The organism is Pseudomonas sp. MWU15-20650, from assembly GCF_023242475.1.
In the GTDB taxonomy this organism is placed as follows: Bacteria; Pseudomonadota; Gammaproteobacteria; order Pseudomonadales; family Pseudomonadaceae; genus Aquipseudomonas.
In genome coordinates, this window is record NZ_JALJFG010000004.1 from 124,664 (window position 1) to 150,874 (window position 26,211).

Annotated in this window: 28 protein-coding genes and 4 tRNA genes; 10 read left to right on the forward strand and 22 right to left on the reverse strand. The window is 56.6% G+C overall.

Going from position 1 to position 26,211, the window contains the following annotated elements:
• Genes M5B43_RS05765 through M5B43_RS05775 form a run of 3 tightly spaced genes read right to left on the reverse strand, consistent with a single transcriptional unit; the run spans position 1 to position 3,545 of the window.
• Positions 1–978, reverse strand: a complete 978-nt coding sequence (locus M5B43_RS05765; protein ID WP_248749183.1) for an ABC transporter permease — start codon at positions 976–978, stop codon at positions 1–3.
• On the reverse strand, positions 975–2,528 hold the full coding sequence (locus M5B43_RS05770; RefSeq protein WP_248749184.1) for a sugar ABC transporter ATP-binding protein: 1,554 nt from the start codon (positions 2,526–2,528) through the stop codon (positions 975–977). Before M5B43_RS05770 ends, M5B43_RS05765 begins: the two co-directional genes overlap by 4 nt.
• 57 nt (positions 2,529–2,585) lie before the next feature.
• Entirely contained in the window at positions 2,586–3,545 is a 960-nt protein-coding gene (locus tag M5B43_RS05775; protein WP_248749185.1) for a sugar ABC transporter substrate-binding protein, read from the reverse strand.
• Between the two features lie 571 nt (positions 3,546–4,116).
• Between M5B43_RS05775 and M5B43_RS05780 the strand changes: the two genes are divergently transcribed.
• Positions 4,117–5,205: an asparaginase gene (locus tag M5B43_RS05780; protein ID WP_248749186.1), complete on the forward strand. Its 1,089-nt coding sequence runs from the start codon at positions 4,117–4,119 to the stop codon at positions 5,203–5,205.
• Between the two features lie 145 nt (positions 5,206–5,350).
• On the opposite strand, the gene M5B43_RS05785 is transcribed toward M5B43_RS05780, so the two are convergent.
• The 3 genes from M5B43_RS05785 to M5B43_RS05795 all read right to left on the reverse strand — a co-directional run bounded on the left by M5B43_RS05785 (position 5,351) and on the right by M5B43_RS05795 (position 7,365).
• Positions 5,351–5,869, reverse strand: coding sequence for a disulfide bond formation protein B (locus tag M5B43_RS05785; RefSeq protein WP_248749187.1), 519 nt, complete (start codon positions 5,867–5,869; stop codon positions 5,351–5,353).
• A gap of 18 nt (positions 5,870–5,887) precedes the next feature.
• Positions 5,888–6,043: a DUF5993 family protein gene (locus M5B43_RS05790; protein ID WP_248749188.1), complete on the reverse strand. Its 156-nt coding sequence runs from the start codon at positions 6,041–6,043 to the stop codon at positions 5,888–5,890.
• 542 nt (positions 6,044–6,585) lie between these two features.
• Complete coding sequence (locus tag M5B43_RS05795; protein ID WP_248749189.1) at positions 6,586–7,365, reverse strand: helix-turn-helix transcriptional regulator; 780 nt, start codon at positions 7,363–7,365, stop codon at positions 6,586–6,588.
• A 98-nt stretch (positions 7,366–7,463) separates the two neighbouring features.
• On the opposite strand from M5B43_RS05795, the gene M5B43_RS05800 reads away from it, so the two are divergent.
• Together M5B43_RS05800 and M5B43_RS05805 are read left to right on the forward strand one after the other, a co-directional pair.
• Complete coding sequence (locus tag M5B43_RS05800; RefSeq protein WP_248749190.1) at positions 7,464–8,600, forward strand: multidrug effflux MFS transporter; 1,137 nt, start codon at positions 7,464–7,466, stop codon at positions 8,598–8,600.
• A 45-nt stretch (positions 8,601–8,645) separates the two neighbouring features.
• Entirely contained in the window at positions 8,646–8,882 is a 237-nt protein-coding gene (locus M5B43_RS05805) for a hypothetical protein (protein WP_248749191.1), read from the forward strand.
• 214 nt (positions 8,883–9,096) lie between these two features.
• Here M5B43_RS05805 and M5B43_RS05810 read toward each other — a convergent pair whose 3' ends face one another.
• A complete protein-coding gene (locus tag M5B43_RS05810; RefSeq protein WP_248749342.1) occupies positions 9,097–9,309 on the reverse strand; it encodes a helix-turn-helix transcriptional regulator in 213 nt (70 codons plus the stop codon).
• Between the two features lie 7 nt (positions 9,310–9,316).
• Positions 9,317–9,886, reverse strand: a complete 570-nt coding sequence (locus tag M5B43_RS05815; protein WP_248749192.1) for a DUF2975 domain-containing protein — start codon at positions 9,884–9,886, stop codon at positions 9,317–9,319.
• A gap of 331 nt (positions 9,887–10,217) precedes the next feature.
• Between M5B43_RS05815 and M5B43_RS05820 the strand changes: the two genes are divergently transcribed.
• The gene (locus M5B43_RS05820) at positions 10,218–10,880 is read left to right on the forward strand and encodes a metalloregulator ArsR/SmtB family transcription factor (protein ID WP_248749193.1); all 663 of its coding nucleotides are present in this window, start codon (positions 10,218–10,220) and stop codon (positions 10,878–10,880) included.
• A gap of 78 nt (positions 10,881–10,958) precedes the next feature.
• Here the strand turns inward: M5B43_RS05820 and M5B43_RS05825 are convergent, their stop codons facing one another.
• The 3 genes from M5B43_RS05825 to M5B43_RS05835 all read right to left on the reverse strand — a co-directional run bounded on the left by M5B43_RS05825 (position 10,959) and on the right by M5B43_RS05835 (position 15,000).
• Positions 10,959–11,720 carry a GNAT family N-acetyltransferase gene (locus M5B43_RS05825; RefSeq protein ID WP_248749194.1) on the reverse strand — a complete coding sequence of 254 codons (762 nt, stop codon included), beginning with the start codon at positions 11,718–11,720 and terminating at the stop codon, positions 10,959–10,961.
• Positions 11,721–11,955: 235 nt separating this feature from the next.
• Entirely contained in the window at positions 11,956–12,897 is a 942-nt protein-coding gene (locus M5B43_RS05830) for a nuclear transport factor 2 family protein (protein WP_248749195.1), read from the reverse strand.
• A 741-nt stretch (positions 12,898–13,638) separates the two neighbouring features.
• Positions 13,639–15,000 (reverse strand): HAMP domain-containing sensor histidine kinase, encoded by a 1,362-nt coding sequence (locus M5B43_RS05835; protein WP_248749196.1) that lies wholly within the window; start codon positions 14,998–15,000, stop codon positions 13,639–13,641.
• Positions 15,001–15,450: 450 nt separating this feature from the next.
• Here M5B43_RS05835 and M5B43_RS05840 point away from each other — a divergent pair, with 450 nt between their 5' ends.
• Together M5B43_RS05840 and M5B43_RS05845 are read left to right on the forward strand one after the other, a co-directional pair.
• Entirely contained in the window at positions 15,451–15,702 is a 252-nt protein-coding gene (locus tag M5B43_RS05840; RefSeq protein ID WP_248749197.1) for a DUF1654 domain-containing protein, read from the forward strand.
• A gap of 4 nt (positions 15,703–15,706) precedes the next feature.
• Complete coding sequence (locus M5B43_RS05845) at positions 15,707–16,396, forward strand: endonuclease I family protein (protein ID WP_248749198.1); 690 nt, start codon at positions 15,707–15,709, stop codon at positions 16,394–16,396.
• A gap of 31 nt (positions 16,397–16,427) precedes the next feature.
• On the opposite strand, the gene M5B43_RS05850 is transcribed toward M5B43_RS05845, so the two are convergent.
• The gene (locus M5B43_RS05850; RefSeq protein ID WP_248749343.1) at positions 16,428–16,793 is read right to left on the reverse strand and encodes an SPOR domain-containing protein; all 366 of its coding nucleotides are present in this window, start codon (positions 16,791–16,793) and stop codon (positions 16,428–16,430) included.
• Positions 16,794–17,054: 261 nt separating this feature from the next.
• On the opposite strand from M5B43_RS05850, the gene csrA reads away from it, so the two are divergent.
• The 3 genes from csrA (at position 17,055) to M5B43_RS05865 (ending at position 18,114) form a co-directional block, all read left to right on the forward strand.
• On the forward strand, positions 17,055–17,249 hold the full coding sequence (gene csrA / locus M5B43_RS05855) for a carbon storage regulator CsrA (protein WP_248749199.1): 195 nt from the start codon (positions 17,055–17,057) through the stop codon (positions 17,247–17,249).
• A gap of 211 nt (positions 17,250–17,460) precedes the next feature.
• Positions 17,461–17,724: a hypothetical protein gene (locus tag M5B43_RS05860; protein ID WP_248749200.1), complete on the forward strand. Its 264-nt coding sequence runs from the start codon at positions 17,461–17,463 to the stop codon at positions 17,722–17,724.
• A gap of 93 nt (positions 17,725–17,817) precedes the next feature.
• Complete coding sequence (locus tag M5B43_RS05865; RefSeq protein ID WP_248749201.1) at positions 17,818–18,114, forward strand: hypothetical protein; 297 nt, start codon at positions 17,818–17,820, stop codon at positions 18,112–18,114.
• 20 nt (positions 18,115–18,134) lie between these two features.
• On the opposite strand, the gene M5B43_RS05870 is transcribed toward M5B43_RS05865, so the two are convergent.
• From M5B43_RS05870 to M5B43_RS05890, 5 genes are all read right to left on the reverse strand, one after another.
• Entirely contained in the window at positions 18,135–18,812 is a 678-nt protein-coding gene (locus M5B43_RS05870) for an HAD-IA family hydrolase (RefSeq protein WP_248749202.1), read from the reverse strand.
• A 154-nt stretch (positions 18,813–18,966) separates the two neighbouring features.
• Positions 18,967–19,608, reverse strand: a complete 642-nt coding sequence (gene pcp, locus M5B43_RS05875; RefSeq protein ID WP_248749203.1) for a pyroglutamyl-peptidase I — start codon at positions 19,606–19,608, stop codon at positions 18,967–18,969.
• A 7-nt stretch (positions 19,609–19,615) separates the two neighbouring features.
• A complete protein-coding gene (locus M5B43_RS05880) occupies positions 19,616–20,566 on the reverse strand; it encodes a DUF979 domain-containing protein (RefSeq protein ID WP_248749204.1) in 951 nt (316 codons plus the stop codon).
• A complete protein-coding gene (locus M5B43_RS05885; protein WP_248749205.1) occupies positions 20,563–21,279 on the reverse strand; it encodes a DUF969 domain-containing protein in 717 nt (238 codons plus the stop codon). The genes M5B43_RS05880 and M5B43_RS05885 overlap by 4 nt, the downstream gene beginning before the upstream one ends.
• A 705-nt stretch (positions 21,280–21,984) precedes the next feature.
• A tRNA-Val gene (locus tag M5B43_RS05890) sits at positions 21,985–22,061 on the reverse strand.
• Between the two features lie 184 nt (positions 22,062–22,245).
• Between M5B43_RS05890 and M5B43_RS05895 the strand changes: the two genes are divergently transcribed.
• The gene (locus M5B43_RS05895) at positions 22,246–23,529 is read left to right on the forward strand and encodes an FAD-binding oxidoreductase (protein WP_248749206.1); all 1,284 of its coding nucleotides are present in this window, start codon (positions 22,246–22,248) and stop codon (positions 23,527–23,529) included.
• 158 nt (positions 23,530–23,687) lie between these two features.
• Here M5B43_RS05895 and M5B43_RS05900 read toward each other — a convergent pair.
• From M5B43_RS05900 to M5B43_RS05920, 5 genes are all read right to left on the reverse strand, one after another.
• Positions 23,688–23,764: transfer RNA gene (locus M5B43_RS05900), tRNA-Asp, on the reverse strand.
• Between the two features lie 107 nt (positions 23,765–23,871).
• Positions 23,872–23,948, reverse strand: a tRNA-Asp gene (locus M5B43_RS05905).
• Between the two features lie 55 nt (positions 23,949–24,003).
• Positions 24,004–24,079 (reverse strand) — tRNA-Val (locus M5B43_RS05910).
• A gap of 107 nt (positions 24,080–24,186) precedes the next feature.
• Positions 24,187–24,951, reverse strand: coding sequence for an SDR family oxidoreductase (locus M5B43_RS05915; RefSeq protein ID WP_248749207.1), 765 nt, complete (start codon positions 24,949–24,951; stop codon positions 24,187–24,189).
• Positions 24,952–24,962: 11 nt separating this feature from the next.
• A complete protein-coding gene (locus tag M5B43_RS05920; protein ID WP_248749208.1) occupies positions 24,963–26,174 on the reverse strand; it encodes an O-succinylhomoserine sulfhydrylase in 1,212 nt (403 codons plus the stop codon).
• Positions 26,175–26,211 lie beyond the last annotated feature (37 nt).

Below are 26,211 nucleotides of genomic sequence, written 5' to 3' on the forward strand. Positions count from 1 at the left end.
TCAGCCCCGCCGACTGGCGCGCTGGCTGCGGTAAGTATCAAGGACGACGGCGATCACGATCACGGCACCGGTAATGATGCGCTTCGTGGGTTCCGTAGCACCAATCTGCGCCAGGCCCGCTGCCAATACCGAGATAATCAACACACCGAAGAACGTACTGATGACCGAGCCGCGCCCGCCCATCAGGCTCGTCCCCCCGATGACCACTGCGGCGATCACTTGCAGTTCCAGGCCCGAACCGGCATTCGGGTCCGCCGCTTCCAGGCGCGAGATCTGGAACAGCGCAGCCACGCCGGCCAGCAACCCCATCAGGCTGAACACCAGGATCTTGTAAGGCTTTGGATTGATACCGGCCAGGCGCACCGCCTCTTCGTTGGTGCCGATACCGATCAGGTAACGACCAAATACGGTACGCGTCAGCACCAATTGCGCCGCAATGATCACCAGCAGTGCGATGATGAATGAGGGCGAAATACCGAAGGCCACCGGGTTGGACAGCCAGGCGAACGAGTCACCGATGTAAGCCGTGCGCGAGCCGGTCATCTGGTACGCCACACCTCGGGCCATCTCCAGCACGCCAAGGGACACGATGAATGACGGAATCCGCCAGGCCACAGTGATCGAGCCCGTGATGGTACCCGCCAGCGCGGCGCAGCCCATGCCCAGCACGGCGGCCGGCAACACGCTCCAGCCCCAGCTCAGGATCGCCACGCTGACAGCCGACGCCGCCAAGGCCAGCACCGAGCCCACTGACAGGTCGATACCGCCGATGATCAGGATGAAGGTCATGCCCACCGCCAGCACCATCAGGTCCGGAATCTGGTTGGCCAAGGTGCTGAAGGTGTCATAGGACAGAAAGTGGTCGCTGAGCACCGAGAACAGCGCAATCATCGCCAACAAGGCACCCGCCAGCCCCAGGTAAGTGCCCAGGCCGTAGAAGTTGCCGCCAGCTTTGCTGGGGGAAGTGGTTGTTTTCATGGGGTATTCCTAGGCGCTGCCTCGTTGAGCAGCGCATCACGTTTCTGATAGCCGGCAAATGCGGCGGCGAGCAATTCGTCCTGGGTCCAGCTGTCGCGCTCAAAGGTCTCGATCAAGCGCCCGGCAGACAACACACCGATCCGGTCACAGATCAGCATCAGTTCACGCAGGTCACTGGACACCACTACCAGCGCTTTGCCCTGGCGGGTCAACTCGCCGAGCAAGGCATAAATGTCGAACTTGGCACCGACGTCAATGCCTCGGGTCGGCTCATCGAACAGCATTACCGAGCAATCGCGCTCCAGCCAGCGGCCAATCACCACTTTCTGCTGATTACCGCCCGACAATTGCGACACCAATTGCGCCGGACTGGAACTGCGGATACGCATGGCATCGATCTGGCGCTTGGCCAAAGCGGTTTCATCACGGCTGTTGACGACGCCACCACCGGAAATTTCCGGCATGTTGCCCAGGGCGATATTGGCGCTGATGGACTGGGTCAACAGCAGGCCCTCACCCTTGCGGTCTTCGGTGATCAGGGCGATGCCATGACCCACGGCGTCCACGGGCGAGCGAATACTGACCACCTCTGCCTGCTCCCCCAGGGCCACGGTACCGCTGTCGGCCAGGTCGGCACCGAAGATCAGGCGGAGCAATTCGGTGCGCCCGGCACCGATCAGGCCGGAAATGCCATAGATCTCGCCGGCACGCACCTCAAAGGACACGTCGCGGACTTTGTCCGAGCGGCTCAGGCCCTTCACCGTCAAGGCCGGACCACCGATCGTGCGCGGGCCCAGGTCGATGTGCTCGCCCAACTCGCGGCCCACCATCAAGGTGACCAGTTGCTCACTGTTGTAATTGGCCATCGGCTCGACGCACACCAGCTTGCCGTCGCGCAATACCGCAATGCGCTGGGCAACACGGGCCAGCTCTTCCAAGCGATGAGAAATATAAATGATCGCCACGCCCCTGGCCTGCAGGCGGGTGATTTGCTCAAACAGCATCTCGACTTCACGGGCGGTGAGCATGGCCGTGGGCTCGTCGAGGATCAGTACATGGCAGTCGCCGATCAGGTTACGGGCGATCTCGACCATTTGCTGGTGACCGATGCCCAGGCTGCCGACGAGCGTATCCGGATCGATCGCGTCAAGGCCGACTTGGGCCATGGCTTCAATCGCGGCTTTACGCAGCTGTTTACGGCTGATCCAGCCGCAGTGGCTGGGCAGGTTATCCAGGAACAGGTTTTCAGCCACCGTCAATGTCGGCAACAGGTTGAGTTCCTGCATGACCATGCGCACGCCCAATGTTTCAGCCTGGGTGCGACTGCCGGGACGGTAATCCTGACCATTGAATTGCATGTGCCCGGTGGTCGGCGTGACCAGCCCGCCGATGATCTTCGACAAGGTACTTTTGCCTGCGCCGTTCTCACCGGTCAGCGCCAGCACTTCCCCGCGATTGAGCGTCAGGGTGATGTCGGACAGAACCGGTTGGGCATAGGTCTTGCCGATACCGCTGACCGAGAGGACAGCGTTCGGGGCGGAAGATGACATAGGAAAATCTCCAGGCGCCCGCTCAGGACAAGCGGGCGCTGTTGGGTGCTACCAGGATTACTGCTTGAGGACGAGTTCGACCGGGGTTTCGATCACACCATCTTTGGCATCGACTTTCTCACCCTTGACCAGCTTGAGCGCATTCTGGATGCCGAACACGGCTTGCTGGGCGGCCGCCTGGTCGGCAGTCGCGAGGACGCGCCCGTCCTGCAGCATCGGCTTGATGGCTTCGATGTTGTCGTAGCCTACGACCAGCACCTTGCCGGCCTTGCCCGCTGCACGCACGGCAGAGACGGCGCCCAGGGCCATGTTGTCGTTACCCGCCAACAGAGCCTTGAGGTCTGGGTATTCGCTCAGCATGGCGGAAGCCACTTTGCGGCCTTCGTCAATTTCCCAGTTGCCCGACTGAGTGGAGACGATCTTCAGGCCGGCAGCGTCCATCGCATCCTTGAAGCCAGCCGTGCGCTGCTGGGCATTGGTCGTGGTCGGTACACCTTCAATGATGCCGACCTTGTCACCCGAGGCGAGTTGCTTGGCCAGGTAGTCGCCCACGAGCTTGGCGCCTTTGCGGTTGTCCGGGCCTACGAAAGGGATATCGAGGTTTTTGCTTTTCAGAACACCTGGGTCCAGGCGATTGTCGATGTTGACGATCTTGATACCGGCTTTAGAGGCATCCTCCAGCACTTTTACCAGGGCCTTGGAGTCAGCGGGCGCGATAACAATGGCATTCACCTTGGACAGGATCATCTGCTTGACGATATCAATCTGCGCGCTGGTATCGGTTTCGTTCTTGATCCCGTTGGTGATCATGTCGAAGTCGGCGGCGTGGTCTTTCTGGTACTGCTTGGCGCCGTCCTGCATGGTGACGAAGAATTCATTGGCGAGGGATTTCATCACCAGGCCGACCTTGGGTTTGGCGGCGGTGTCATCGGCAAATGCAGAAGAGAGAGGCAAAGCGGCGGATGCGGCAGCAAGCACAGCGACAGCAAGAAGACGTCCAGCAAATGGCAGCTTCATGGGTTCACTCCGATCTTATGATTATTGTGAGCAACGCTTACACCGAAGAATACTTCGGCGGCCCTCCCAACCGGGTGGCTGATGCGAGTGTCACGATACGCCAGGAGCGCCCGTGAAACATCTCGCAAACGTTTGCGTTGATCAAACTATGAGAACCTTGTCGAGATTTGTCAACGAGAGAAAACAGCCTTTCATCCAAGCCCTCTGGCCTTAGCGCTCACGCCATTGCCGCTGATGGGATTAAACATCGCCCTCGCCCGCACGTTCTATAAAACGACAGGCTGCGGCATCCATACCCCATGCCGCACATTGACCCTGGAAGATTCCGTCATGTTTTTCGGACAACCGAACGCGATAACACCTTACCGTTCGGAAAGCCGGACAGCCGCTCGCACCACCCCTCCAACAAATCAAAATAAGTTGTTTTAAATCAATAGGTTATTTTATATCGACAGCAACAATCAGCCTGGTACAAATCCTGCTCTTTCTCAGCACCTCGAGGCGTTAAGACCTGCCCGAGTGTTCTGGATAAACCTGCTACAGCACTCAACAAAAACAAGAGAGAAAAATAATGAAATCTGCATTGAAGACCTTTGTTCCAGGCGCCCTAGCCCTTCTGCTGTTGTTCCCCGTTGCTGCCCAGGCAAAAGAAGCTGAAACCAAGGCAAAACTGTCCAACGTGGTCATCCTCGCCACCGGTGGCACCATTGCTGGCGCCGGCGCCAGTGCGGCGAACAGTGCCACCTACCAAGCGGCCAAAGTCGGCATCGAGCAACTGATCGCCGGCGTTCCTGAGCTTAGCCAGATCGCCAATGTGCGCGGCGAACAAGTGATGCAAATTGCTTCAGAAAGCATCAACAACGAAAACCTGCTGCAACTGGGTCGCCGTGTGGCCGAACTGGCCGACAGCAAGGACGTGGATGGCATCGTGATCACCCACGGTACCGACACGCTTGAAGAAACCGCCTACTTCCTGAACCTGGTGGAAAAGACCGACAAGCCAATCGTAGTGGTCGGCTCCATGCGCCCAGGCACCGCGATGTCGGCAGATGGCATGCTCAACCTGTACAACGCGGTTGCCGTCGCAGGCAGCAAGGATGCACGGGGTAAAGGCGTGCTGGTCACCATGAACGACGAAATCCAGTCGGGTCGCGATGTGAGCAAGATGATCAACATCAAGACCGAGGCGTTCAAGAGCCCATGGGGCCCGCTGGGCATGATCGTTGAAGGCAAATCCTACTGGTTCCGCCTGCCAGCCAAGCGCCACACCATGGATTCGGAATTCGACATCAAGACCATCAAGAGCCTGCCCGACGTTGAAATTGCCTACGGCTACGGCAACGTGAGCGACACCGCTGTCAAGGCCCTGGCCCAGGCCGGTGCCAAGGCCATCATCCATGCAGGTACCGGCAATGGTTCGGTATCGTCCAAGGTGGTCCCGGCCCTGCAGGAACTGCGCAAACAAGGCGTGCAGATCATTCGTTCCTCCCACGTGAATGCTGGCGGTTTTGTTCTGCGTAACGCTGAACAGCCTGACGACAAATATGACTGGGTTGCCGCCCATGACCTGAACCCACAGAAAGCTCGCATCCTGGCCATGGTCGCCCTGACCAAGACCCAGGACAGCAAGGAGCTGCAACGGATGTTCTGGGAATACTGATTCCTGATAACACCGCGGTAGTAGAGGCAGACTCGTCTGCCTCTACTCACTCGTAGCGCTCGTAGCGCTCGTAATAAAAGCCGCCGCCCAACCAAAACCACTGCTAGACGCATCAGGATTGAAAGAGCGGCGCCAGCCACACCGGCTAGTGAAGCAAGTAGTAGTCTTTAGGGTCAGTCAGATCCTGGTTGAATCCACCCTCGATCACGATGGACACCAGATTCACCGCGATAATTGCTACAAACAACACCGCAATGCCTTTACTAACAGCCGGTGTCCGCGAGGCTGAGCGGCCTTCCGGCAACAGCATCAACCCCGCGATATACACAATGAATGCCACTGAGGCAATCGCACTCCAGGTATACATGTGAATACCGAACACCGTTTCTGCATAACCCGGGTCTCCAGGTACGATATGCAACAACATATGCCGAAGTGAGACACCACCTGCGAGCAGCGCGCCAATAATAGCGCAACTATAATGTACATTCTTGACACCCAACTGCACATTAAACAGAAAACCCAGGCCCAGAGTAATCAGGCCTGCGCGAATCAAGTTGCACAACGTGCACGGCAGACTATGGAGCGCAAACTGGTAGAAAAACGCAACCAGCAGGACACCACATACCCCCAGCAAACCCAACGCATTCAAATGCCTACTCATTATTGCACCTCATCATTATTAGAATGACGCATTCATCACATCAGTTGCGTTGTGCACAAAGAGCACCAGCATGACAATGACAAGTACGACGAACAGGCTATAGCTGAGCTTTTCACGTCCAAACATCGCAGCCAGGGCTGCACCAAGCGCTATAAAGAAAGGGGTAAATAGCATGTTATTTCCTCAACGGGTGTACCCGTTTGTGCACAGGTACTGTTTTTAATCTTCGATCAAACACCGGCCTCACGCCAACTCAAGATCACTGCCAGAGGTCTGCGTCTTACAGAGACAAGTACTCGATGTTTTATAAGTTTGGCCGGTGACGGGCTGTCGCGATTCACGCGGGTTAGCATTTCAACTCACACCCGTCCCGCTCAGTGTATCGATATCACCAGAGCGCACGAGCAAAGCCCAGAACAAATCATGATTGCCTTAATTACGACTGCAGCCGCACTATTGCGCGCCCCTATGGTTTCCTGAAGGAACCACCACTGCAACCCTGATAAACAAGTTATCTCTTTCGATATTATTTGGCCGTCGATGACCCAGGCAAGAGAATATTCATGAAATAAATGACATGTCCAGAATTGCCATTCGCCCCAGTCAATGGCGAATACCTACAGTTTTAATATTAACAATATCTTCATGCCCTGGAGGGACACTGCGCGAACTTCAATCAAAAGACCTACCTGAACCGGAGCGTCAGCGGCAACCGGTCAAAATCCCCCACCTCTCTTGAGGTAGTTGCGTGGCGTGGTGCCGGTCAGGCTCTTGAAGAACGCGATCAATACGCTGTCGTTACAGAAGCCCAACTCAAACGCGCAGTAATCAAGGCTATGACCGGTGGCAAGCAGCTCAATGCAACGCAGCAGTCGCCATTGCTGCCGCCATTGCTGATACCCCATCCCCGTCTCACGCAAGAAGATACGGCTGATGGTCTTCCCGCTTGCCCCCACTCGAGTTACCAATGTCTGCAAATTGGGGGGTAAGTGTTCAAGTTGCGTCAACAAAGGCGCAAGGCGTTTATCTTGAGGCAGGGGTAAAACAATAGGCTGCTTCGGCGCATCGGCAACCTCAAGCAGGCATAACGCCAACAAATAGGCATATTTACCCTGGCTCCAGTCGGTGTCATACGGTGCCTCAGTCATGCTTTCCAGCACCGCGCGCAATAACGGGCTGACCTCGATCACTCGCACTTCATTACCCAGAGGTACAGACAGTGCATGGTTAAAATACACCGAGCGATATTCTGCTGTTTGTATGACAGCACGGTGCCTAACCCCTGCGGGTATCCACGCAGCGCGCATGGGTGGCAGCAGACACAGCTGGTTTTGCATCGTAATTCGGGCGCTGCCTTGCTGGGTGAACATCAGCTGTCCCCGGTGATGTTGATGCATGCCGGAGTCGTGGTAACGATGCGTGATGCTAAGGCCAATGACGGGCGCATCATCGAAGCTGTCGGGATCGAAACCACTATTAGGTTTGACTTGAGCCATGACTTGTCCGATTTCGAGGGTTATCTGTCGATTACCAGATAATACGCCAACGTCAGCGCATTTAGAATGCGCCACGTTTTTCGATCGAGTGCATGTAGATGAATTCCCGAAGCTTTCTTGTGCTGACCATCACGTTGATGATGTTCCCTCAAATCGCCCAGACGCTCTATAGCCCTGCGCTGGCGGATATCGAGCAGGTATTCAGTATCGGGTCGCAAGCCGCATCCCAATTGCTCTCAGTGTTTTTTATCGGCTTTGCCTTTGGCGTCGTGGTCTGGGGCCGGATCAGCGACTGCCTGGGGCGACGGACCGCCATGCTCGCGGGCTTAGCGTTTTATATACTCGGCGCCATGCTTGCGTTGTTTGCTAAAAGCTTTGAGGCGCTGATCGCCGCTCAAGCGTTGGCGGCGTTTGGTGCAGCAGTCGGCTCGGTAGTGACTCAAACACTGCTGCGCGACCGCTACCGTGGCACCGAATTGGCGCATGTCTATTCCATCGCGGGTATCGCCCTGGCGACGAGCCCGGCAATTGGTCTGTTTACTGGATCCAGCCTGGTGCAACTTCAGGGCTATCGGGGTGTGCTGATCTGTTTGTTGGTATTGTCGTTGGCGTTATTCGCCTGGTGCCTTGTGCAACTGCCGGAAACTCGTCCGCAGACAACGCGTCCAGCGTCACTATGGGCCACATTGCGTCAAATGCTTAAGGACCTCGAAATATGGCGATCTGCCGCATTGGTCGCGGTATTCAACGTTGCACTGTTCAGCTACTACAGCGTGGGGCCTTTCCTCTTTGATGACCTGGGAATGTCCGCCGAATCCTTTGGCTACAGCGGCGTGCTGCTGGCGCTGGGGTCAGCCTTGGGAGCGTGGTTGAACCGACGGTTGCTCAAGCGCGGCATAGGCAGCTCTAGCCTGGTAGAAATAGCCATTGGCTTGATGTTCCTCGGCGCATTTCTTATGTTGTTACTGCAAGGCAGCCGGCTGTTCGTATTGCCGATGCTACTGGTGGTCCTGGCGTTCGGAATGGCGATCCCCAATATATTGGGATCGGCACTGGTGAAGTATCAGGACCGCCTTGGCACCGCAGGGGCATTGTTTGGTTTCTTGTATTACTTGATGATCGGCGGCGCAATGACGGCGGTGGCATGGGCGCAGGAACTGGGCTGGACCATCATGATCTGTAGCCTGGTGGCATTTCTTTCAAATGGCGAGAGAAATAAAGCACACGCCAGCTGATCAAGCGCCTGTATCAGGTGAGAGATCTACAAGGCACGGATGTGTTTGCTCGACGTCTCGCCAATGTCGCAGGACCGTTATGCGCTGCGGCAACTGCACGCATGCGGCGAGCTGCAATGCATCGATCCGGGCAGGTTCGAACAGGCTGTTTCAAAGTGCTCGAACCTGTGGGCCAGTCTTCCGGGCACCGGTTACGGCCAGCCCGAACACCCGATTGAAGACTTGCTTGCCGTCTTTCGGGCGGCGGGCGCAACGGTGATGCCCTGGTGCCCCTGTCCTTGATCCTCAAACCAGGTCCGTGGCTGGTAGCCACAACTGCCCTCTTCGGCTTGTTCCGCCATCAACAGGCGAAAACAGCCACCGCACAGACCGACCGAGCAAAACCTATCCTTGCGCACAACCGGGCCGGGGAGAATAACCGCCACTGCCCCCTCTGAAATGAAGGGATCGACTGTTATGGCTGCCCATGGCGGGCCCCACCCGATGGCGCCAGGGTTTACGCGCTTTGAAACTCACGAACCAACAGATCGCCAGGCTGACAATCCAGATGGTCACAGATCGCATCAAGGGTAGCCAGGCGTATGCCCTTGACCTTCCCCTGCTTGAGCAAGGAAAGGTTGGCTTCAGTGATTCCGATGGCGGCGGCGAGGTCTTTGGATTTGACTTTGCGTAATGCAAGCATCACGTCAAGTTGAATGACAATTGGCATATTGATCTCAAACAAACGAACGACTTTCTGAGTCCAGATCACTGGCTTCATGAAGTATACGCGCAATGACCGAGATGCAGGCTGCGAGGAACAGGGCAACGAAACTTGGCGCAGTAACGCTAAGCGTGATCAGGCGCTCGCCGACCGGAGCGTTCATCGTCACCCACGCACTGAGCATGGGCTCGCACAAGAAATCCAACACGACCCAGATCGCCACTGCCCAGCCCACCTTACCCAGGCGTGAAGCCGCGTCACTGGAAAAATACTCACCACGTGCATAGCTCTGAAACAACCGGCGTAAATGATTCAAACCACATGCCAGCGCCAGCAACGGCACGCTCGACAGCAAAATCCCCCCCAGTGTCTGCCACCACGGGAGCGACACCGTTTGCTCGCCGGTGGCCGCCAGCAGCCGATCAACCAACAGCCGCTCGGTGAGCCCAAACCCCAAGCCATACGTTGTGCCCAGGTTGGGATAAAGCCATACGGCAGTATTGAGCAACAACATGCTGATGATAAGCGCCAGGGTAGCGGTCGCCATGCGCTGGCTGATTTGAGCGAGGTGATTGGAAGTCATGTGAAGCTCCATAACGTTGAGGTAACAAAACACTAGCAATAAAATTATCGTAAAACAATAATATTTTTATGCAAAATCACAATTAATTAATGCAAGTGAATAATTACCCTCCAAGAAAAATCTCTGGATGACGCCTATTTCCTGCCGGTGAACATCCCGCATTCAAGGGTGCTCCCACACCACTGTCACCCGAAATAGCTCCGCTATATCTCCGTGAGCGCTAAGCCCCCATGCATCATTTCTTCCGCTATCACGAGCGACGGACTTGAAGCACGTCGTGGGAGATGCCTTAATAAGCAAGCTAACGATTTGAATATTATCGAGTCTCACAATGACCAACACGATCAAAAACCTTGATAACTCGACATCACGCTCATCCGAACACCTCTTGAGGCACCTTAAAACCCACGGCGCTTGCAGTACGGCGCAGTTGGCAAAGGTACTCATGGTGACGTCCGAAGCGGTGCGACAACAAATGGCTAAATTGGTCGAACAAAGCCTGGTCGATAGCGTGGTCTCACGCTGCGGCGTTGGTCGACCCAAGCAGCTCTGGCAATTGACTGATTCCGGTCACGCACGATTTCCCGATACGCACGCGCAACTCACCGTGCACATTATCGACTCGGTAACACAATTGTTTGGCCAGGAAGCCATAGATCAGGTCATCGAATTACGTAGCTCACAGCAATTGGCCGAGTACCAGGCGCAATTGGCATCGGCAAGCTCACTGGCCGAACGCGTCAGGCGGCTGGCCGATGCGCGTAACGCGGAAGGTTATATGGCGCGGGTTGAAAGCGATGGAGATGATTTTTTGCTGATCGAGGACCATTGTCCGATTTGCGCGGCCGCAACCAAATGCCAAGGGTTCTGCAAATCGGAACTGTCACAATTCCAAATGCTGATGCAAGGATGGGGGCAGGTCGAGCGCGAAGAACATTTGCTGCGGGGCGGTCGCCGCTGCGTCTACCGTATCGGTAAAGTGACCGGACAATAACCCCCAAAAGCCTCAAATGCCTCGCCCTGCGACCAACAGGCATCCCCGTCAGTGCTCGTATCACAAGTGCCCGGGCGATTAGGCTTGAGCCATGGCACGTTTGTAAAAGTTATAGTGAAGTAGGCTGTCCATCCCCAGCTTTTCAGCGACACTCCATGACGCGGGATTACTTTCATCGCAAGACCAGATGGGCTGAAGCCCAAGCTCACAGAGATGACGCATGAGGTGATTGCAAAGCAGCGTCGACAAACCTTTACCTCGATAAGCCGGGTGAGTCACGGTACCAATCTCAACAAACTGCTTTGACGCAATCCCGTAGGCCTCACTGGCGATGACACCTGCCGCGGCGTCCCAGAAAACCCAACCAAAACCGCGGCTGAGGAAATGTTCAGTACCGCCGAAAATGCCGCTCATGAAGTCAAACCATATACATTCTTTAAATAAAGCTTCACTGACCAGAGGTCGAATTTGGTAACCCGACGTATTGCTGACATCACTGGATTGGGCAGTGGAATAAGCATATTGCCGTCGAGGCGTTGGTGCCAAACCAAACGGCTTGACCTGCTGTGGACTTAACTCGGGTAGCACAAGTTTTATGTCCGCCTTATCCCTCAATAAATCAAGGCAAGGTTGTAGTTTTCGCGGACTGGATATACCAGCAGTGAACACATAAGCGCCCGCAGTGACCAGCATGCAACTGCCAGGCTCAACGACATTATCGACAAAGACCTCACCCGGCAGTCGCTCCTCGATAATGCCATGCACAAATGGAATATTAGGATAATTATCAGTAAATAGTGTTCGCACGCGTTCATAATGAAAAGATGACATCTTTTTCATCAAGCAATTCCTAGGTGTGTTGAATACTGCCGGCATACAGAAGGACACTTATAACAACGTGGTGCAATACCTGTAAAGGCACATTCCTAAGTAGCGGCTGACTTGTCATTGCGGCATCAACCTTTGTACCGTGCCCCCACAACAAAACTCGAAACTACTTAAGCACGCTGGCCATGGCACATGAAGAACTATGGCTAGCGAGGTAAAGCCGAGTGGCTTAAGGTCGCGCCATCACTCACGGCTCTCCGGATAACGACCTGAGATCAGTGGCTTTGGATTTGCCAAGCAGCCTTCCATCATACAGCGTCGCCGCCCTGCTGATTTTGCCGTCCGAATCCAGTGTAAGTTCCATAATCCCAGTTTTCACCGGGGTTAATGCAGAACCATACCATTCAAAGCCACCCCCCAGATCACTGCCCACCACATGACGCAGTTTAGACCCGGTCATATAAGGCGCCGCAGATCGAACACGATCAAAGTAACGTCCAATGGCCGCTTGACCACGTATTTGTGTGCGTATCGCCAGGTCTTCGAACACGGCATCATAAGTAAACAGTTCGGAGGCGGCCCGTGCATCACCGCTGTCCAGCGCTGTGTGCAATCGGCGTGCAACCGTGGTTATTTTATCGCTGGCATTCTGTGCTATCGCTGACTCTTTGAAGTCAGTGGGAAACTTATCTTCCGGCTTGCGAAATTGATGATAGCGCTTGTCATCGTAACTACTGCTGTCCCAGTAATCGGTCCACCGGATAATTTTTCCATCTTTAAAATCTACAGCGCCCACGATTCGCAACTCACCACCAAACAACTCCGGCGTGTCCGTGAACTCGACAATCGCGCTGCCTGCGCCATTGATGGAACCACCCAGTATCCGTGTGGGATAGGAAAGGCCCTTACCGGAGTGAGGAATGACCTTTCTTATCGCTTCCGGGCTGTCTTGGTTCCACCCCAATGTGGCATCTGTGTAGGTCAGTAAGTGCGGAGAAAAATAAGTCATGGTTGCATCGATATTTTTCTGCGTCTTGACAGAAAAGAATGATCTGAAAAGTGCAGCTGTCTCCGGTTCTGCATGGGAAATGTCCGCTACATCCGGGTAGGGTGTTACGTCCTGGGCGTGAGCGACAACGGGAAGTGACCCCACAAGAGCCGCGAAGCTAAAAGCCATAATCGATTTCATTGAAACTCCTTAAAGAATGGAAACACGAACATTCTGAAATCAGGCAGGCGCTGACAGTGGATCAAGTCGTTGCGCTGTATTCACCTGTCTCAGTTGCGAGTCGGGTGCCCCCGCCTGGCTTGATAACGTCGCGCCTCTGTCGATTCGGCGGCAATGAAGCCGAAGCGGAACAAAATGACGCGCACCCAATTATCAAAGCATTGGCTTGCATAATGCCAAAAAGCCGCCCCCAATACGAGTATTTTTTGAACCTTGCCCGTGTGCCCGCTGGTCAGCGAGACAGGGCAGCTACTGACGGCTGCAGCGCGTTTCGGATGTAGGCATGGACAAAACGCACAGGTGGCAGCCCCAAATCCCCGCCCTGGCGCAAACACTCATGTAGTTTGTAGTGCCCTACAAAAATTGTAGCGGCCCAGACCGCAACGACCGCCAGGGTTGGCATACTCGGGCCAAACCGAATTGGCACGGTCCATGCCTCAGTTTTGAGCAAGTGCACATAGCAGATCCCGAACTTGAGTAACTGGATACACACGAGGACGAAGTATGAAAACGGCGTTTATCGGGGAGTGATCGACCTGCGCGGCGCAAGCCGCCGAACGTGGCGTTGTCGTCAAGGCAACAGGCATACTTGCGGTCTGGGGAGTGCACCTGCTTGAAGCGCGCCAGCGAACAGATAAGCATGACGCCTCACGGTAACTTGGCAACGCCCCAATTCGCATGACCGTTCATGAGTCAATCACTTCAACAGTCAAGCGTCAGTCGAGCGCCGCCATATTCGCAGGTGCCGATCTCAAGCTTGAATCCATGCAAATTAACTATTGCAGCAACAATCGAAAGTCCCAACCCCAAACCACTGTGCTGCGGGTGACTGCCCACACGATAAAACCGCCGGAATACCGCAGACCGCTCCACGGGTGGAATACCAGGGCCGGAGTCCAACACCTCGATTCGGGTGCTGCCCCCATGGATGATCGCCCTGAGCACGACTTCCCCCCCCTTGGGCGTGAATTTGATCGCGTTACTCATCAGGTTAGCCAACGCTTCAAATAACAATGCTTGGTCGCCGATCAACGGGGGCAGCGACTCCGACACCTGCAAATACGACGTCACACCCCCTTCCTCGGCTAGCGGCAAGTAAAAGTCATAAAGCTCCTGCAGCAACTGTCGCGGGTCGAACTTGACAAAGCATGCGCGGCGCTGATGATCCTTGAGTTGAGCAATCCGCAGGAGACCGCTAAAACGAGCCATCAGTACATCGGTTTCGGCAATCACTTGGTCGACTTGCACCGCTTCGGGTGAACGCTGTGCGGTCTCCTGTTGCATACGGTGAAGCTGCAGCTGGATACGCGTGAGCGGAATGCGTAAATCATGGGCTATGTTGTCGCACACACCCTTGACTTCGTTAGCCAATCGTTCGATGCGATCCAGCATGGTATTGGCAATGGCAGCCAACATATCGAGTTCGTCACGTCGGGCCGACAGGGGCAGGCGATAGTTCAAATAACCGGCGACGATTAACTCAACACGGGCTTGAATTGTTTGAATACGGCGCAACGGGCAACCACGCAACAAGTACCAAACACCGGCTCCGCACACCAGGACCAGGCACACACCCCAGGCCAGCGCCTGCCACATGATTCTCAGAACCCCAGCTATCAATCCATGGTTTTGAGCAAGGACCAACCAACCGCCCTCCCATGTCCGTATTGCCACGGCATCGCAACGGGTGCGCGGCAAGACAGAGTCGTTACAGTTACTCAACTCATGAATCTGACCGTCCAGGGGCAGCAGCGCAGGGATCTGCCGGATCGGGCCGCTCAGTGGCCTCTTCTGATCATCGAACACCCCGTAGGTATCTGCGTCGCTCGCGCCGAACTTGATATCGGCGCTCAGGGCCTCCATCAAATGATCGCCCTCAAGTTGCGCGAATAGCTGCTGGCGCTGCATCAGCGACTGATTGGCAAAGCCTTCAAGGCTGCTGAGCAGGTCGTAATAGAGCCATCCTATAAGGATGCAACCCCAAACCACGAACAGAAAACTATACAGCGCCAGTAGTCGATTGCCGCAGAAGCGCCAGCCCTTAGCAGGGTTCGGCAATAACATGGCCAGAGCCTCGTACAATCCGAATCAATGACGTGAATACCTGTCCGATACCCACCAATGCCCCTCTACAGCGAGTCGGGGTCCAAGAACGGATAATCAACACCGTGACCTTCAGTACTAAAAAACTTCGAGTTTTCATGACCACGTACTCGAGGCAGGAATGCAGGGCATTCTAAAAGCAGCCGGTTCCATGCATTACCTGAGACTCGACAATTAATCATCGAAATCGGACAGATCCTGACCGACTTCGATACGTTCAGTCTTGTTGACCTCGATAACAGTCGACGCCAAACGTCGCTGACAAGGAGCGACCCTCTCTGCGGAAAAGTCCTCCTGGCTTATACGAAAGCACTCAATTGGCTGCCAGACGAACTTCTTGAAATTTAAGCAGTTGCGAAATCCCCTATAGTTAAATACTGTATGTGCGTACAGCCAAATAAGGAAAGCTCCGTGGCAAAGCCCTCTTCCACAGTCCCCACATCGCCTGACGCCTATCAGCGCCTGGCCATTCGCGTACAAAAAATCATCAACTCGACCAACGCACAAAAAGCCAAGGCGGCCTTGATCTTCCGCTTACCCGATGAGCCGGAGGACGAGTGGCAACGTTTACTGGAAGAAATTGCGGAAAACGACAACGTCACCCTCGCCTATCGGGATGACGGTGGCGTACAGATTTTCTGGGTTGTACCAAAGGAAGACTGATTCAATGAGTGCCCGTTTTATTGCTGTGTGCTGCCTGTTTTTTGCTGTCACCGCCAACGCCCAAGCCCCTCGGACCTTCACTGAAGCCAAGAAAATCGCCTGGAAGCTCTACGCTCCGCAGTCCACGGAGTTCTATTGCGGCTGCAAGTACACCGGCAACCGTGTGGACCTGAAAGCCTGTGGTTACATCCCACGCAAAAACGCCAACCGCGCTGCGCGTATCGAGTGGGAACACATCGTTCCTGCCTGGCAAATCGGACATCAACGTCAATGCTGGCAAAATGGCGGTCGTAAAAACTGCACACGTCATGATGATGTGTTCAAGCGCGCCGAGGCGGACCTGCACAATCTGGTGCCCAGCATCGGCGAGGTGAATGGCGACCGTAACAACTTCAGCTTTGGCTGGCTGCCGGTGCAAAGCGGTCAGTATGGCTCGTGCCTGACCCAGGTGGACTTCAAGGCCAAGAAAGTCATGCCACGCCCTTCCATTCGCGGAATGATCGCCCGGACCTACTTTTACATGAGCAAGCAATACGGGCTGCGCCTGTCGAAACAAGACCGCCAACTGTATGAAGCCTGGAACAAGACTTACCCGGTGCAAACCTGGGAGCGCCAGCGCAACCAGACCGTGGCGTGTGTGATGGGCCGCGGCAATGAATTTGTCGGCCCAGTGAACCTGAAAGCCTGCGGTTGAACCTGGGCGGGATTCCCGCCCGACTTGCCAGCTACTGTGCAGCCTTGTGCTCGATAACCTGAGACTCGGTGTCGTTTTTCTTGGCACGTGCCAGTTTTTCGGTCAGTTGTACCTGCTTGGCTTCGGCTTCGGCCTTACTGGCAAACGGCCCCAGCAGTACTTCGTCCTTACCGTCGACCTTCACGATATAAAAATTGAAACCATGCTCGAGCAACCAAGCGGTCAGGTCAGTGATCGCCTGCAGCTTGTGATCTGGCGGGCCGACCCACACATCCCATTCCTGAGCGGCAATCGCACCGGCCTGCGGCTGGCTTTCGGTCACGGCAGGCTTGGCCTTGGGCGTTTCGACACTGCTGCCTTCTCCGCAACCGGCCAATGCCAACACCGCAATTGCCATCGCTACTTTACGCACTGCCCTGCTCCTTTAAGAATAAAGAGGCAACTTTACCATTCACTGTCTATTCTGGCCGTCATAAACGTAGGCTTAAACAATGCGAATGATGTATCGCGACCTGTATGATGCCGCCATGGGAATTAATGTTGCCTCTACGCGTCCTAAAAGAGGCAGTCACAGGGAAGCGCTTAGCAGTAAGCTACACACATCCGACACCAGCCCTGTCTGAAACATGTGTCCTTTAAAGTAATCAAGGAGAAGTCCATGCTTATACTCACCCGCAAAGTCGGTGAAAGCATAAACATCGGTGATGACATTACGATCACCATCCTGGGCGTTAGCGGCCAGCAAGTACGAATCGGCATCAGCGCACCGAAGGACGTTGCCGTGCATCGCGAGGAAATTTATCAGCGTATCCAGGCTGGCCTGACTGCACCGGACAAAAACCAGACGCCTTGAAACGCCCCAGTAGCCAGCCTTTTCGTTCACTGTAACGGCTGGCGAAAACCTATCCGGCCTGTTTCGCGCCTTTTGGCGTGGCCAGCGCGCCCTGTACATCCCCCTACGCCGCAAGATGAAACTGTCATGATGCCTGGAACTTGTTGCACGATTCGCAGCCGAAGCTTCTGACACTTTATCCTGCCATCCGAGTGCATTCAGGAGCACGCCGATGAGGCCCACCGCCACGCGCCCCCTGATCTCCAAGTCCTGGACGATCGCCCTATTGATAGGGCTGGTCTTTTTAGCGTTTGGGTATGGTCTGAGGTTAGAGATTGAAGGCGCCGACGACCCCGGCGCCCACTCTGGGCTGGACTTGACGCTGCTCCTGTGCGGCTACCTGCTGGTGTTCTGCCTCAAGCCGATCCAAAAGGCCATTTTGCGTAAGTTATGCCAGCGTGCGGCTCATCGCGTGCACCAGAAAATAGCACGCTGACCGCCTCTGCTCCCTATCTGATCGCCGGCATGTACAGTCCCGTAGCAAGACCTATGCTTGGGCCTGCATAGGCAGCGAAAGGTACTCACTCAAATGGACACCCTCAGCAAATCCCAAATCGAAATGGCACTGGCCGCACGTCTGCCCAGCTACAAGGTGACTTGCACACTGCACGCCGATGGCACGCTGTCGGCGATTCTCAGCGGCCCGGAAACCGACCATTTCGCGATTACCGGAATCGTGCGCGCACACTATCGAGGCCCCGAGGCCATTGCCCGACTCGCCAACGAGATACTCAGGGAAATGGTGCTCTCGCGTCAGGGCATGAGAAGTAGCCGGCTGCAGGCCTCATCAGACCCGACCGCTTGCGAATCAGGCCGAGACCGGTAACCGGTTCGGCCTGATTCGCATCACGGAGCCAGCATCTGCAAGTACAGCAAACCATCAGCGTCACGCTGGGCTTGCAACGCCTCATACCCCTCGATGCAAGCATGTGCAGTCACCATGGGGGCCAGGTGCGTCGAGGTCACAACCACGATATCCGCCCCCGCCGACTCCCCCGCTCGAATGCCCACAACAGCGTCCTCGAACACCAGGCAGTCTTGTACCGGCACACCCAAACGCTGGGCACCCAGCAGATAGCAGGCCGGATCGGGCTTGCCCGTCGCGACATCTTCGGCGGTCACCAGCACCGCAGGCACGGCAATACCTGCCGCGTGCAGCCGCCGCAATGCCAACGCCTTTGGAGCAGACGTGACCAGTGCCCATTGATCGCCGGGCAAACGGTTCAAAAACTCAACCGCACCGGAAATCGCCACGACGCCCTCGACATCGTTCAATTCAGCCTCGGTAATCCACTGTGCTTCTGCCGCTGGATCAACCCCCGGCAACGCTTGGCGAGTGATTGTATCAATCGCACGGGCGCCATGAATGGTGGCCAGGAAAGCCTCCACCTCCAGGCCGTGGCGCTCAGCCCAAATGCCCCATACCCGCTCGGCAGCGGCAATGGAGTTGAGCAGGGTTCCGTCCATATCGAACAGAAAGGCGCGGTAACGCTTAGCCAATATGGCTGAACCTCGAATGGACACTACGGGGCTTCCTCATGAGCAGTAACCTCTATTGAGCCCCTGCAATCTACGGATCGCCTTGGCGCTTGTAAACGCCCTCCCTCGCCACTGCATTTACAGGTGTGTAATGACAAGACTGACCCGGCGGCTGACAGGTTAAGGCAAGCCCGATAGATCAGCTGACCTGCCCACCGGTCTGCACCACATCCACCTGGGTGCACCATGCCGCTTTCACTGCCACCTTCAATCCCTCAACCAGAGTCACCAACGGCATACACGCCTGCCCACTCGCAGCGACCTGCTCCGGCAGATAAGGCACATGGATAAACCCACTGCGCACCCCATTGCCGGCCAACACATGCTGCAACCGGTAAAACACCTGGTTGCACACAAACGTACCTGCCGTCTGCGAAACTGACGCCGCAATCCCCGCTTCGCTCAACGCTTTGACCACAGCCTTAATCGGCAATGTGCTGAAGTAAGCGGCCGGCCCACCAGCGACGACCGGCGTATCGATAGGTTGCTCACCCAGGTTGTCGGGAATGCGTGCGTCGTTGATGTTGATCGCCACCCGTTCGATGGAAAGGTCACTACGCCCGGGCCCCAGGCCAGTGGCGATAACCATTGCCGGGCGCAACTCGGCGATCAGCTGGCTCAAGACCTCACCGGCCGTGGAAAATGCACAGGGCAATCGGCGAGCGACGATTTGCACGTCATCACCCAGCTTCACGCCCTCCAACTGACGCACAGCCTCCCAGGAGGGGTTTACCCGTTCTTGATCAAAAGGCTCGAAGCCCGTCAGCAGTACAGTTTGCATCCTGGCCTCACATCAACAGGTAAAGCAGCACAATATTGACCACCAGCATCATCAACGCAGTCGGCATCTGAGCCTTGATCACCGCATTTTTGTCTGGCAACTCCAGTAACGCAGCCGGCACTATATTGAAGTTGGCCGCCATCGGCGTCATCAGCGTGCCGCAGTAGCCGGAAAACATACCGATCGCCGCCATTACCGCCGGGTTACCACCATAGATACCCACCAATACCGGCACGCCGACGCCGCCGGTCATCACCGGGAAAGCCGCGAAGCCGTTCCCCATGATCACCGTAAACAAGGCCATGCCCAACACGTAAACCATCACTGCCACTAACTTGAAATCCAAGTTGATGTACGTAGTGGTGATGTGGGCGACAGCGGTGCCTACCCCAGCTTCATTGAACAGCAACCCGAGCATCGCCAGCATCTGCGGAAGCACCATCGCCCAGCCGAGGGCTTCAGTCAGGCGACGGGACTCGCGCAAGGCTTGCACCGGCGTATCACGGGTCAACCAGCAGGCCAGGCCAAGGGCGATCAGGCAGCCGATGCCGAGGGAGACGAAAGTGGTGTTCTTCGGGTCCAGCAGCGGCACACCGCCGATTTCGGTGTGCTTGAGCAATACCGAGCCAATCACGGTGGTCAACGGGATGGCCAGTGCCGGGATAAACAACGCGTGGCCCAGGCGCCCGGCGCTGGCCCGGGAAGCCTTATCGTGCAATTGCGCATGCGTACCCCGGCCAACGCCACCCAACCCGGCAATCAACGCCATGACCACCACGCCCACACCGATGGCTACCGACGGCAAGCGCTCCCCGACCAGAAATGGCATGGCAAACAGCAACCAGAACAACGCACTGGACCAACGCTTGGGGTGGGTGCGATCCCACAGGATCATGCCGGCGGTAATCAACAATAAAACACCGGCTAGCCAGTACAAGTACTCAATGGAGATGATCATTGCGCAGGCTCCACTGAGGCGGCAGCGGGCGCCATGTCGCGGGTGAGCCTTCGATCAAACCGATGCAGGCGAATGGCATGGATGATAAAAGCGCAGATCGCCGTCGGAATGCCCCACACCGCGATGTGCAGCGGCTCTACGTCGATCCCCGAGCCCAGCAGGAAAGTGTGCATCAACGCAATCGCACCGAAGGCGACAAAGATATCCTCGCCAAAAAACAGCCCGACGTTGTCGGTGGCGGCGCACATGGCCAACACTTTGTGGCGCAACGTGTCCGGCAGCTTGCCGTAGCGCTTTTCCGCCGCGCCCTCGGCCATTGGCGCCAGCAGCGGCCGTACCATTTGTGGGTGCCCGCCCAGGCTGGTCAGCCCCATAGCGGCTGTGGATTCGCGCACAAACAGATAGATGATCAACAAGCGCCCGACCGTGGCGCGCTCGAAACGGGCAATCCAGTTCTGCGCATGCAGGCGCAAACCATGGCGCTCCAACAAGCCAATGACAGCCAGGGGCAATAGCAGAATCAATTGCAGGGCACGGGTTTGAAGGAAACCATCCCCCATGGTTGCGAGAATTTTCTCCAACGGGAACTGGGCGGCGAGCCCGGTGGCGATGGCGGCGGCGGTAACCACCAACAGCGGATTGAAGCGCAATACAAAGCCGACCACGATGACAAGTACGCCGATCAGCGGCCATAAGTTAACAACAGTTTGCATGGCAGGGAGGTCCTTTTATGCGCGCTGCGGCGCCATTACGGCAGGATGTGAACAAAGGGCTCACAACATGAAAGTGGCGTGCAGTCGGCTCGGTTTTTTATTGTTGACCTGGAAGGTCGAGCGTCAGTGGCGGCAACTTTGCTGCCTGCGGGCGGGGGGTGTCCAACAAGAAAAATTGTTGCTGCACACCAATAAATTTTGTTGGCGGTGGGCACCAGATGATCCGGCGCCAGAAGGAAACTCAGGCCAGGCTCGTTTGGAAAACGTACCGTTGATGGCCAGGTGGATCATCTACAAGCGGGCCCAAACTCACTGAAACCCACTTGAGTGACGCCTCATCACCGCTCCAACGCTTTAACCTGAGCCCGTTCAGTCGGGAAGATTCCCAATCAGGGCCTATACTCAATTATGCAGTTGTGTGCCCCTACGCATCACGCACGGCGCTATTGCCGACAATGAGGTTCCAGCCATGTATGCCGGACAAATGAGTCGCCTGCCGACAACAAATGGTGAGATACGCTGCCAGATGGTCGTCCAAATTATCTGCCTGCTGTCGGTGGCTTCCCTTTTCTGCTGATTGATCCCTCAACCATCTACGCACGCCGCAAGGCGTCGTCGAAAACCCATCACCCAAATTCCAGGCAACAAAAAAGGGCCCACCTTTCGGTGGGCCCTTCCAGACCGCCCAGCAGAGCGGATTTTGTTTGGTAGGCGCGATTGGACTCGAACCAACGACCCCCACCATGTCAAGGTGGTGCTCTAACCAACTGAGCTACGTGCCTGCTGTGAGGCGGCATTCTACGGAATTCCGGAGGGGTGTCAACATCTTTTTTGCAGCTAACCCTATGAATATGCGAATTTTTTATTTGCGATGGGCACGCCCGTGATTTTCGGGTGGCTGGCAGCCATTTTTCAACTCAGGTAGGATCGGCGCACTCGTAAAAAATATAAAACAGAGGTTCCAGGATGGCGAACACCCCCTACCCCCAGTCGTATTACGCCGCGTCCGCGAATGCAGTTGCGCCCCGCCCCACGCTGCAAGGTGACGTCGAAACCGATGTCTGCGTGATTGGCGCCGGTTATACCGGACTTTCCAGTGCACTGTTTTTGCTGGAGAACGGCTTTCGCGTGACGGTACTGGAAGCCGCCAAGGTGGGTTTTGGCGCATCGGGCCGTAATGGCGGGCAGATCGTCAACAGCTACAGCCGCGATATCGACGTCATCGAACGCAGTGTCGGGCCCAAACAGGCACAACTGCTTGGGCAGATGGCGTTTGAAGGCGGCAAGATCATTCGTGAACGAGTGGCCAAGTATCAGATCCAGTGCGACCTGAAGGACGGCGGCGTATTCGCTGCACTCAACAGCAAGCATATGGGCCATCTGGAGTCGCAGAAGCGCCTCTGGGAGCGTTATGGCCATACGCAACTGGAACTGCTGGACGAACGTCGTATTCGCGAGGTGGTGGCCTGTGAGAACTATGTCGGTGGCTTGCTGGACATGAGCGGCGGGCATATTCACCCACTCAACCTGGCACTGGGCGAAGCGGCAGCCGTGGAGTCCCTGGGCGGTACGATCTATGAACAATCGGCGGCCGTGCGCATCGAGCGCGGCGCCAACCCCGTCGTGCATACCGCCGAGGGCAAGGTCAGGGCAAAATTCATCATCGTCGCGGGCAATGCTTACCTGGGGAACCTGGTGCCGGAGCTGGCAGCCAAGTCGATGCCGTGCGGCACACAAGTGATCACCACCGCCCCCTTGGGCGATGAACTGGCCAAGACGCTGTTGCCACAAGACTACTGTGTCGAGGACTGTAACTATCTGCTCGACTACTATCGCCTTACCAGCGACAAGCGCCTGATCTTCGGTGGCGGCGTCGTGTATGGCGCGCGCGACCCTGCCGATATCGAAGCGATCATTCGGCCGAAAATGCTCAAAGCCTTCCCACAACTCAAAGACGTGAAGATCGATTACGCCTGGACCGGTAACTTCCTGCTGACCCTGTCGCGCCTGCCACAGGTCGGCCGTCTCGGCGACAACATCTATTATTCGCAGGGCTGTAGCGGCCATGGCGTGACGTACACGCACCTGGCGGGCAAGGTGCTGGCGGAGGCGCTGCGGGGCCAGGCAGAGCGTTTTGATGCGTTCGCCGACTTGCCACACTACCCATTCCCGGGCGGCCAGCTATTGCGCACGCCGTTCGCAGCATTGGGGGCCTGGTATTACGGGCTGCGGGATAAGCTGGGGGTCTGATCCTACAGCGGGAGCCGGTTCACCGGCTCCTTGATGGGCTGACCAAATCGCACAAACAAAAAACCCCGGTCTTTCGACCAGGGTCTTTGCTATCGGATCAAAGATAGCCAGCGGCTTTCTTTGTGCTTCAAGGCGTTCAGTGGGCCTTGAAGCAGATATGGCGCAGCGGACGGGACTCGAACCCGCGACCCCCGGCGTGACAGGCCGGTATTCTAACCGACTGAACTACCGCTGCGTATCGCTTGACCGGCCGAGCAACAAACGCTCAACCGTCATTTAAATGTCTGATCGATCAGCCCTGGCTGTTCAATCTCAAGCCCGACGAATCGAACCTGGAAAATATGGCGCAGCGGACGGGACTCGAACCCGCGACCCCCGGCGTGACAGGCCGGTATTCTAACCGACTGAACTACCGCTGCGCGTCGGTGCAACCTTTAACGTTGCGTCTTGCCCTGGGGCAAAACTCTCAAGAAGTGGTGGGTGATGACGGGATCGAACCGCCGACCCTCTGCTTGTAAGGCAGATGCTCTCCCAGCTGAGCTAATCACCCTTTGCTTCGTTGAGGCCGCGAAATTTACGCAGGTAACGGACCTAAGTCAATAGCCTGCTTGAAGTTTTTCTGAAAAAGACAAAATCACTTCAAGACGGCCAGCAGCCCTACTCGCTGTAAATCATCTTCTTGCTCATCCCGCCGTCCACGACAAACTCCTGGCCGGTGACAAACCCGGCCTGGCGCGACAGCAGCCAGGCCACCATCGCTGCCACGTCCTCCACCGTGCCCACCCTGCCCGCCGGGTGCTGGGCATGATCGGCATCGGTGAGAGGCTCTGCACGCCGTGCAGCAGGATCGCGCGCATCGATCCAACCAGGGCTGACCGCATTCACCCTCACTTCCGGCCCCAGGCTCATCGCCAAGGCATGAGTCAGGGCCAGCAGGCCACCTTTGCTCGCCGCGTAGGCCTCGGTGTCCGGCTCCGATTGACGGGCTCGGGTAGACGCCAGGTTGACGATCGCACCGCCATGGGCGCGCAGGTAAGGCGCACAGTGCTTGGCCAATAACATCGGCCCACTGAGGTTTACCGCCAGCACACGATTCCAGTAGGCCAAGTCGAGGCTTTCCAGGGTGATATTGCGCGGGTCGGCCACCGCCGCATTGCACACCAACGCGTCCAGGCGCCCAAACTGCCCCAGCACCTCGGCGACACCTTGGGCCACCTGCTTCTCATCGGCGACATCCATGGTAATAAACCAGGCATTCTCGCCCAGCACCTTGGACACCTTGGAACCACGCTCGCGATCCAGGTCGGTCAACACGACCTGCCAGCCTTCGCTGATCAGCCATGCGGCAATACCGAGGCCGATACCCCGGGCCGCGCCCGTCACCAGCGCAACACGCCCGTTACCGGCTGCTGCAGCTTCCATGGACCACTCGATCACAAGGCAGCCAACCCGCGGGCCAGGTCTGCCTGCAAGTCGGTGACATCTTCCAGGCCAACCGCAATGCGGATCAGGCTGTCACGAATACCGGCCGCTTCACGCTCCTGCGGCGCCAACCGACCGTGGGACGTGGTGCTTGGGTGCGTAATGGTGGTCTTGCTGTCGCCCAGGTTGGCGGTGATGGAAATCAAGCGCGTCGCGTCGATAAAACGCCAGGCCCCCTCTTTGCCACCCTTCACTTCGAAACTCACCACAGCGCCGAAACCACGCTGCTGGCGCTGGGCCAACGCGTGCTGCGGATGGCTCTTGAGGCCGGCGTAATGGGCCTTCTCGATACCGTCCTGTTGCTCCAGCCATTCGGCCAGGGCCTGGGCGTTGGCACAATGGGCCTTCATCCGCAGGCTGAGGGTTTCCAGGCCCTTGAGGAAGATCCACGCGTTGAAGGGGCTCAGGGTCGGGCCTGCGGTGCGCAGGAAGCCCACCACCTCCTTCATCTGCTCACTGCGACCCGCCACTACACCGCCCATGCAACGGCCCTGCCCGTCAATGAACTTGGTGGCGGAATGCACGACGATGTCTGCACCCAGCTTCAATGGCTGCTGCAACGCGGGGGTGCAGAAACAGTTGTCGACCACCAGCATCGCGCCCTTGGCATGAGCCACTTCGGACAATGCCGCAATGTCGACCAACTCGGCCAACGGGTTGGACGGCGACTCGACGAACAGCAACTTGGTATTGGCCTTGATGGCCGCATCCCAACCGGAAAGATCCGCCAGGGGCACGTAGTCCACTTCGATACCGAAACGCTTGAAATATTTCTCGAACAGGCTGATGGTCGAACCAAACACGCTGCGCGATACCAGCACATGGTCGCCTGCACTGCACAAGCTCATCACCACGGCCAGGATGGCCGCCATGCCCGTGGCCGTGGCCACCGCCTGCTCAGCACCTTCCAGGGCCGCGATGCGCTCTTCGAACGCCCGTACGGTCGGGTTGGTATAGCGCGAATAAACGTTGCCAGGCACTTCGCCCGCAAAGCGTGCAGCGGCGTCGGCCGCCGTGCGGAATACATAGCTGGAGGTGAAGAACATCGGATCACCGTGCTCACCTTCCGGAGTGCGGTGCTGGCCAGCGCGCACAGCCAGGGTATCGAACGCTACGCCATCGAGGTCGCTGTCCAACCGACCGGCATCCCATTCCTGACTCATGCTGCGACTCCTTCTCTATGCTTTATTTAAGATACAA

What these genes read in the sequence shown, in the direction of transcription:
- M5B43_RS05765 (WP_248749183.1), bottom strand. Translation starts at nt 978, where the DNA reads ATGAAAACAACCACTTCCCCCAGCAAAGCTGGCGGCAACTTCTACGGC.
- M5B43_RS05770 (WP_248749184.1), bottom strand. Translation starts at nt 2,528, where the DNA reads ATGTCATCTTCCGCCCCGAACGCTGTCCTCTCGGTCAGCGGTATCGGC.
- M5B43_RS05775 (WP_248749185.1), bottom strand. Translation starts at nt 3,545, where the DNA reads ATGAAGCTGCCATTTGCTGGACGTCTTCTTGCTGTCGCTGTGCTTGCT.
- M5B43_RS05780 (WP_248749186.1), top strand. Translation starts at nt 4,117, where the DNA reads ATGAAATCTGCATTGAAGACCTTTGTTCCAGGCGCCCTAGCCCTTCTG.
- M5B43_RS05785 (WP_248749187.1), bottom strand. Translation starts at nt 5,869, where the DNA reads ATGAGTAGGCATTTGAATGCGTTGGGTTTGCTGGGGGTATGTGGTGTC.
- M5B43_RS05790 (WP_248749188.1), bottom strand. Translation starts at nt 6,043, where the DNA reads ATGCTATTTACCCCTTTCTTTATAGCGCTTGGTGCAGCCCTGGCTGCG.
- M5B43_RS05795 (WP_248749189.1), bottom strand. Translation starts at nt 7,365, where the DNA reads ATGGCTCAAGTCAAACCTAATAGTGGTTTCGATCCCGACAGCTTCGAT.
- M5B43_RS05800 (WP_248749190.1), top strand. Translation starts at nt 7,464, where the DNA reads ATGAATTCCCGAAGCTTTCTTGTGCTGACCATCACGTTGATGATGTTC.
- M5B43_RS05810 (WP_248749342.1), bottom strand. Translation starts at nt 9,309, where the DNA reads ATGCCAATTGTCATTCAACTTGACGTGATGCTTGCATTACGCAAAGTC.
- M5B43_RS05815 (WP_248749192.1), bottom strand. Translation starts at nt 9,886, where the DNA reads ATGACTTCCAATCACCTCGCTCAAATCAGCCAGCGCATGGCGACCGCT.
- M5B43_RS05820 (WP_248749193.1), top strand. Translation starts at nt 10,218, where the DNA reads ATGACCAACACGATCAAAAACCTTGATAACTCGACATCACGCTCATCC.
- M5B43_RS05825 (WP_248749194.1), bottom strand. Translation starts at nt 11,720, where the DNA reads ATGAAAAAGATGTCATCTTTTCATTATGAACGCGTGCGAACACTATTT.
- M5B43_RS05830 (WP_248749195.1), bottom strand. Translation starts at nt 12,897, where the DNA reads ATGAAATCGATTATGGCTTTTAGCTTCGCGGCTCTTGTGGGGTCACTT.
- M5B43_RS05835 (WP_248749196.1), bottom strand. Translation starts at nt 15,000, where the DNA reads ATGTTATTGCCGAACCCTGCTAAGGGCTGGCGCTTCTGCGGCAATCGA.
- M5B43_RS05845 (WP_248749198.1), top strand. Translation starts at nt 15,707, where the DNA reads ATGAGTGCCCGTTTTATTGCTGTGTGCTGCCTGTTTTTTGCTGTCACC.
- M5B43_RS05850 (WP_248749343.1), bottom strand. Translation starts at nt 16,793, where the DNA reads ATGGCAATTGCGGTGTTGGCATTGGCCGGTTGCGGAGAAGGCAGCAGT.
- csrA (WP_248749199.1), top strand. Translation starts at nt 17,055, where the DNA reads ATGCTTATACTCACCCGCAAAGTCGGTGAAAGCATAAACATCGGTGAT.
- M5B43_RS05860 (WP_248749200.1), top strand. Translation starts at nt 17,461, where the DNA reads ATGAGGCCCACCGCCACGCGCCCCCTGATCTCCAAGTCCTGGACGATC.
- M5B43_RS05865 (WP_248749201.1), top strand. Translation starts at nt 17,818, where the DNA reads ATGGACACCCTCAGCAAATCCCAAATCGAAATGGCACTGGCCGCACGT.
- pcp (WP_248749203.1), bottom strand. Translation starts at nt 19,608, where the DNA reads ATGCAAACTGTACTGCTGACGGGCTTCGAGCCTTTTGATCAAGAACGG.
- M5B43_RS05880 (WP_248749204.1), bottom strand. Translation starts at nt 20,566, where the DNA reads ATGATCATCTCCATTGAGTACTTGTACTGGCTAGCCGGTGTTTTATTG.
- M5B43_RS05885 (WP_248749205.1), bottom strand. Translation starts at nt 21,279, where the DNA reads ATGCAAACTGTTGTTAACTTATGGCCGCTGATCGGCGTACTTGTCATC.
- M5B43_RS05895 (WP_248749206.1), top strand. Translation starts at nt 22,246, where the DNA reads ATGGCGAACACCCCCTACCCCCAGTCGTATTACGCCGCGTCCGCGAAT.
- M5B43_RS05915 (WP_248749207.1), bottom strand. Translation starts at nt 24,951, where the DNA reads ATGGAAGCTGCAGCAGCCGGTAACGGGCGTGTTGCGCTGGTGACGGGC.
- M5B43_RS05920 (WP_248749208.1), bottom strand. Translation starts at nt 26,174, where the DNA reads ATGAGTCAGGAATGGGATGCCGGTCGGTTGGACAGCGACCTCGATGGC.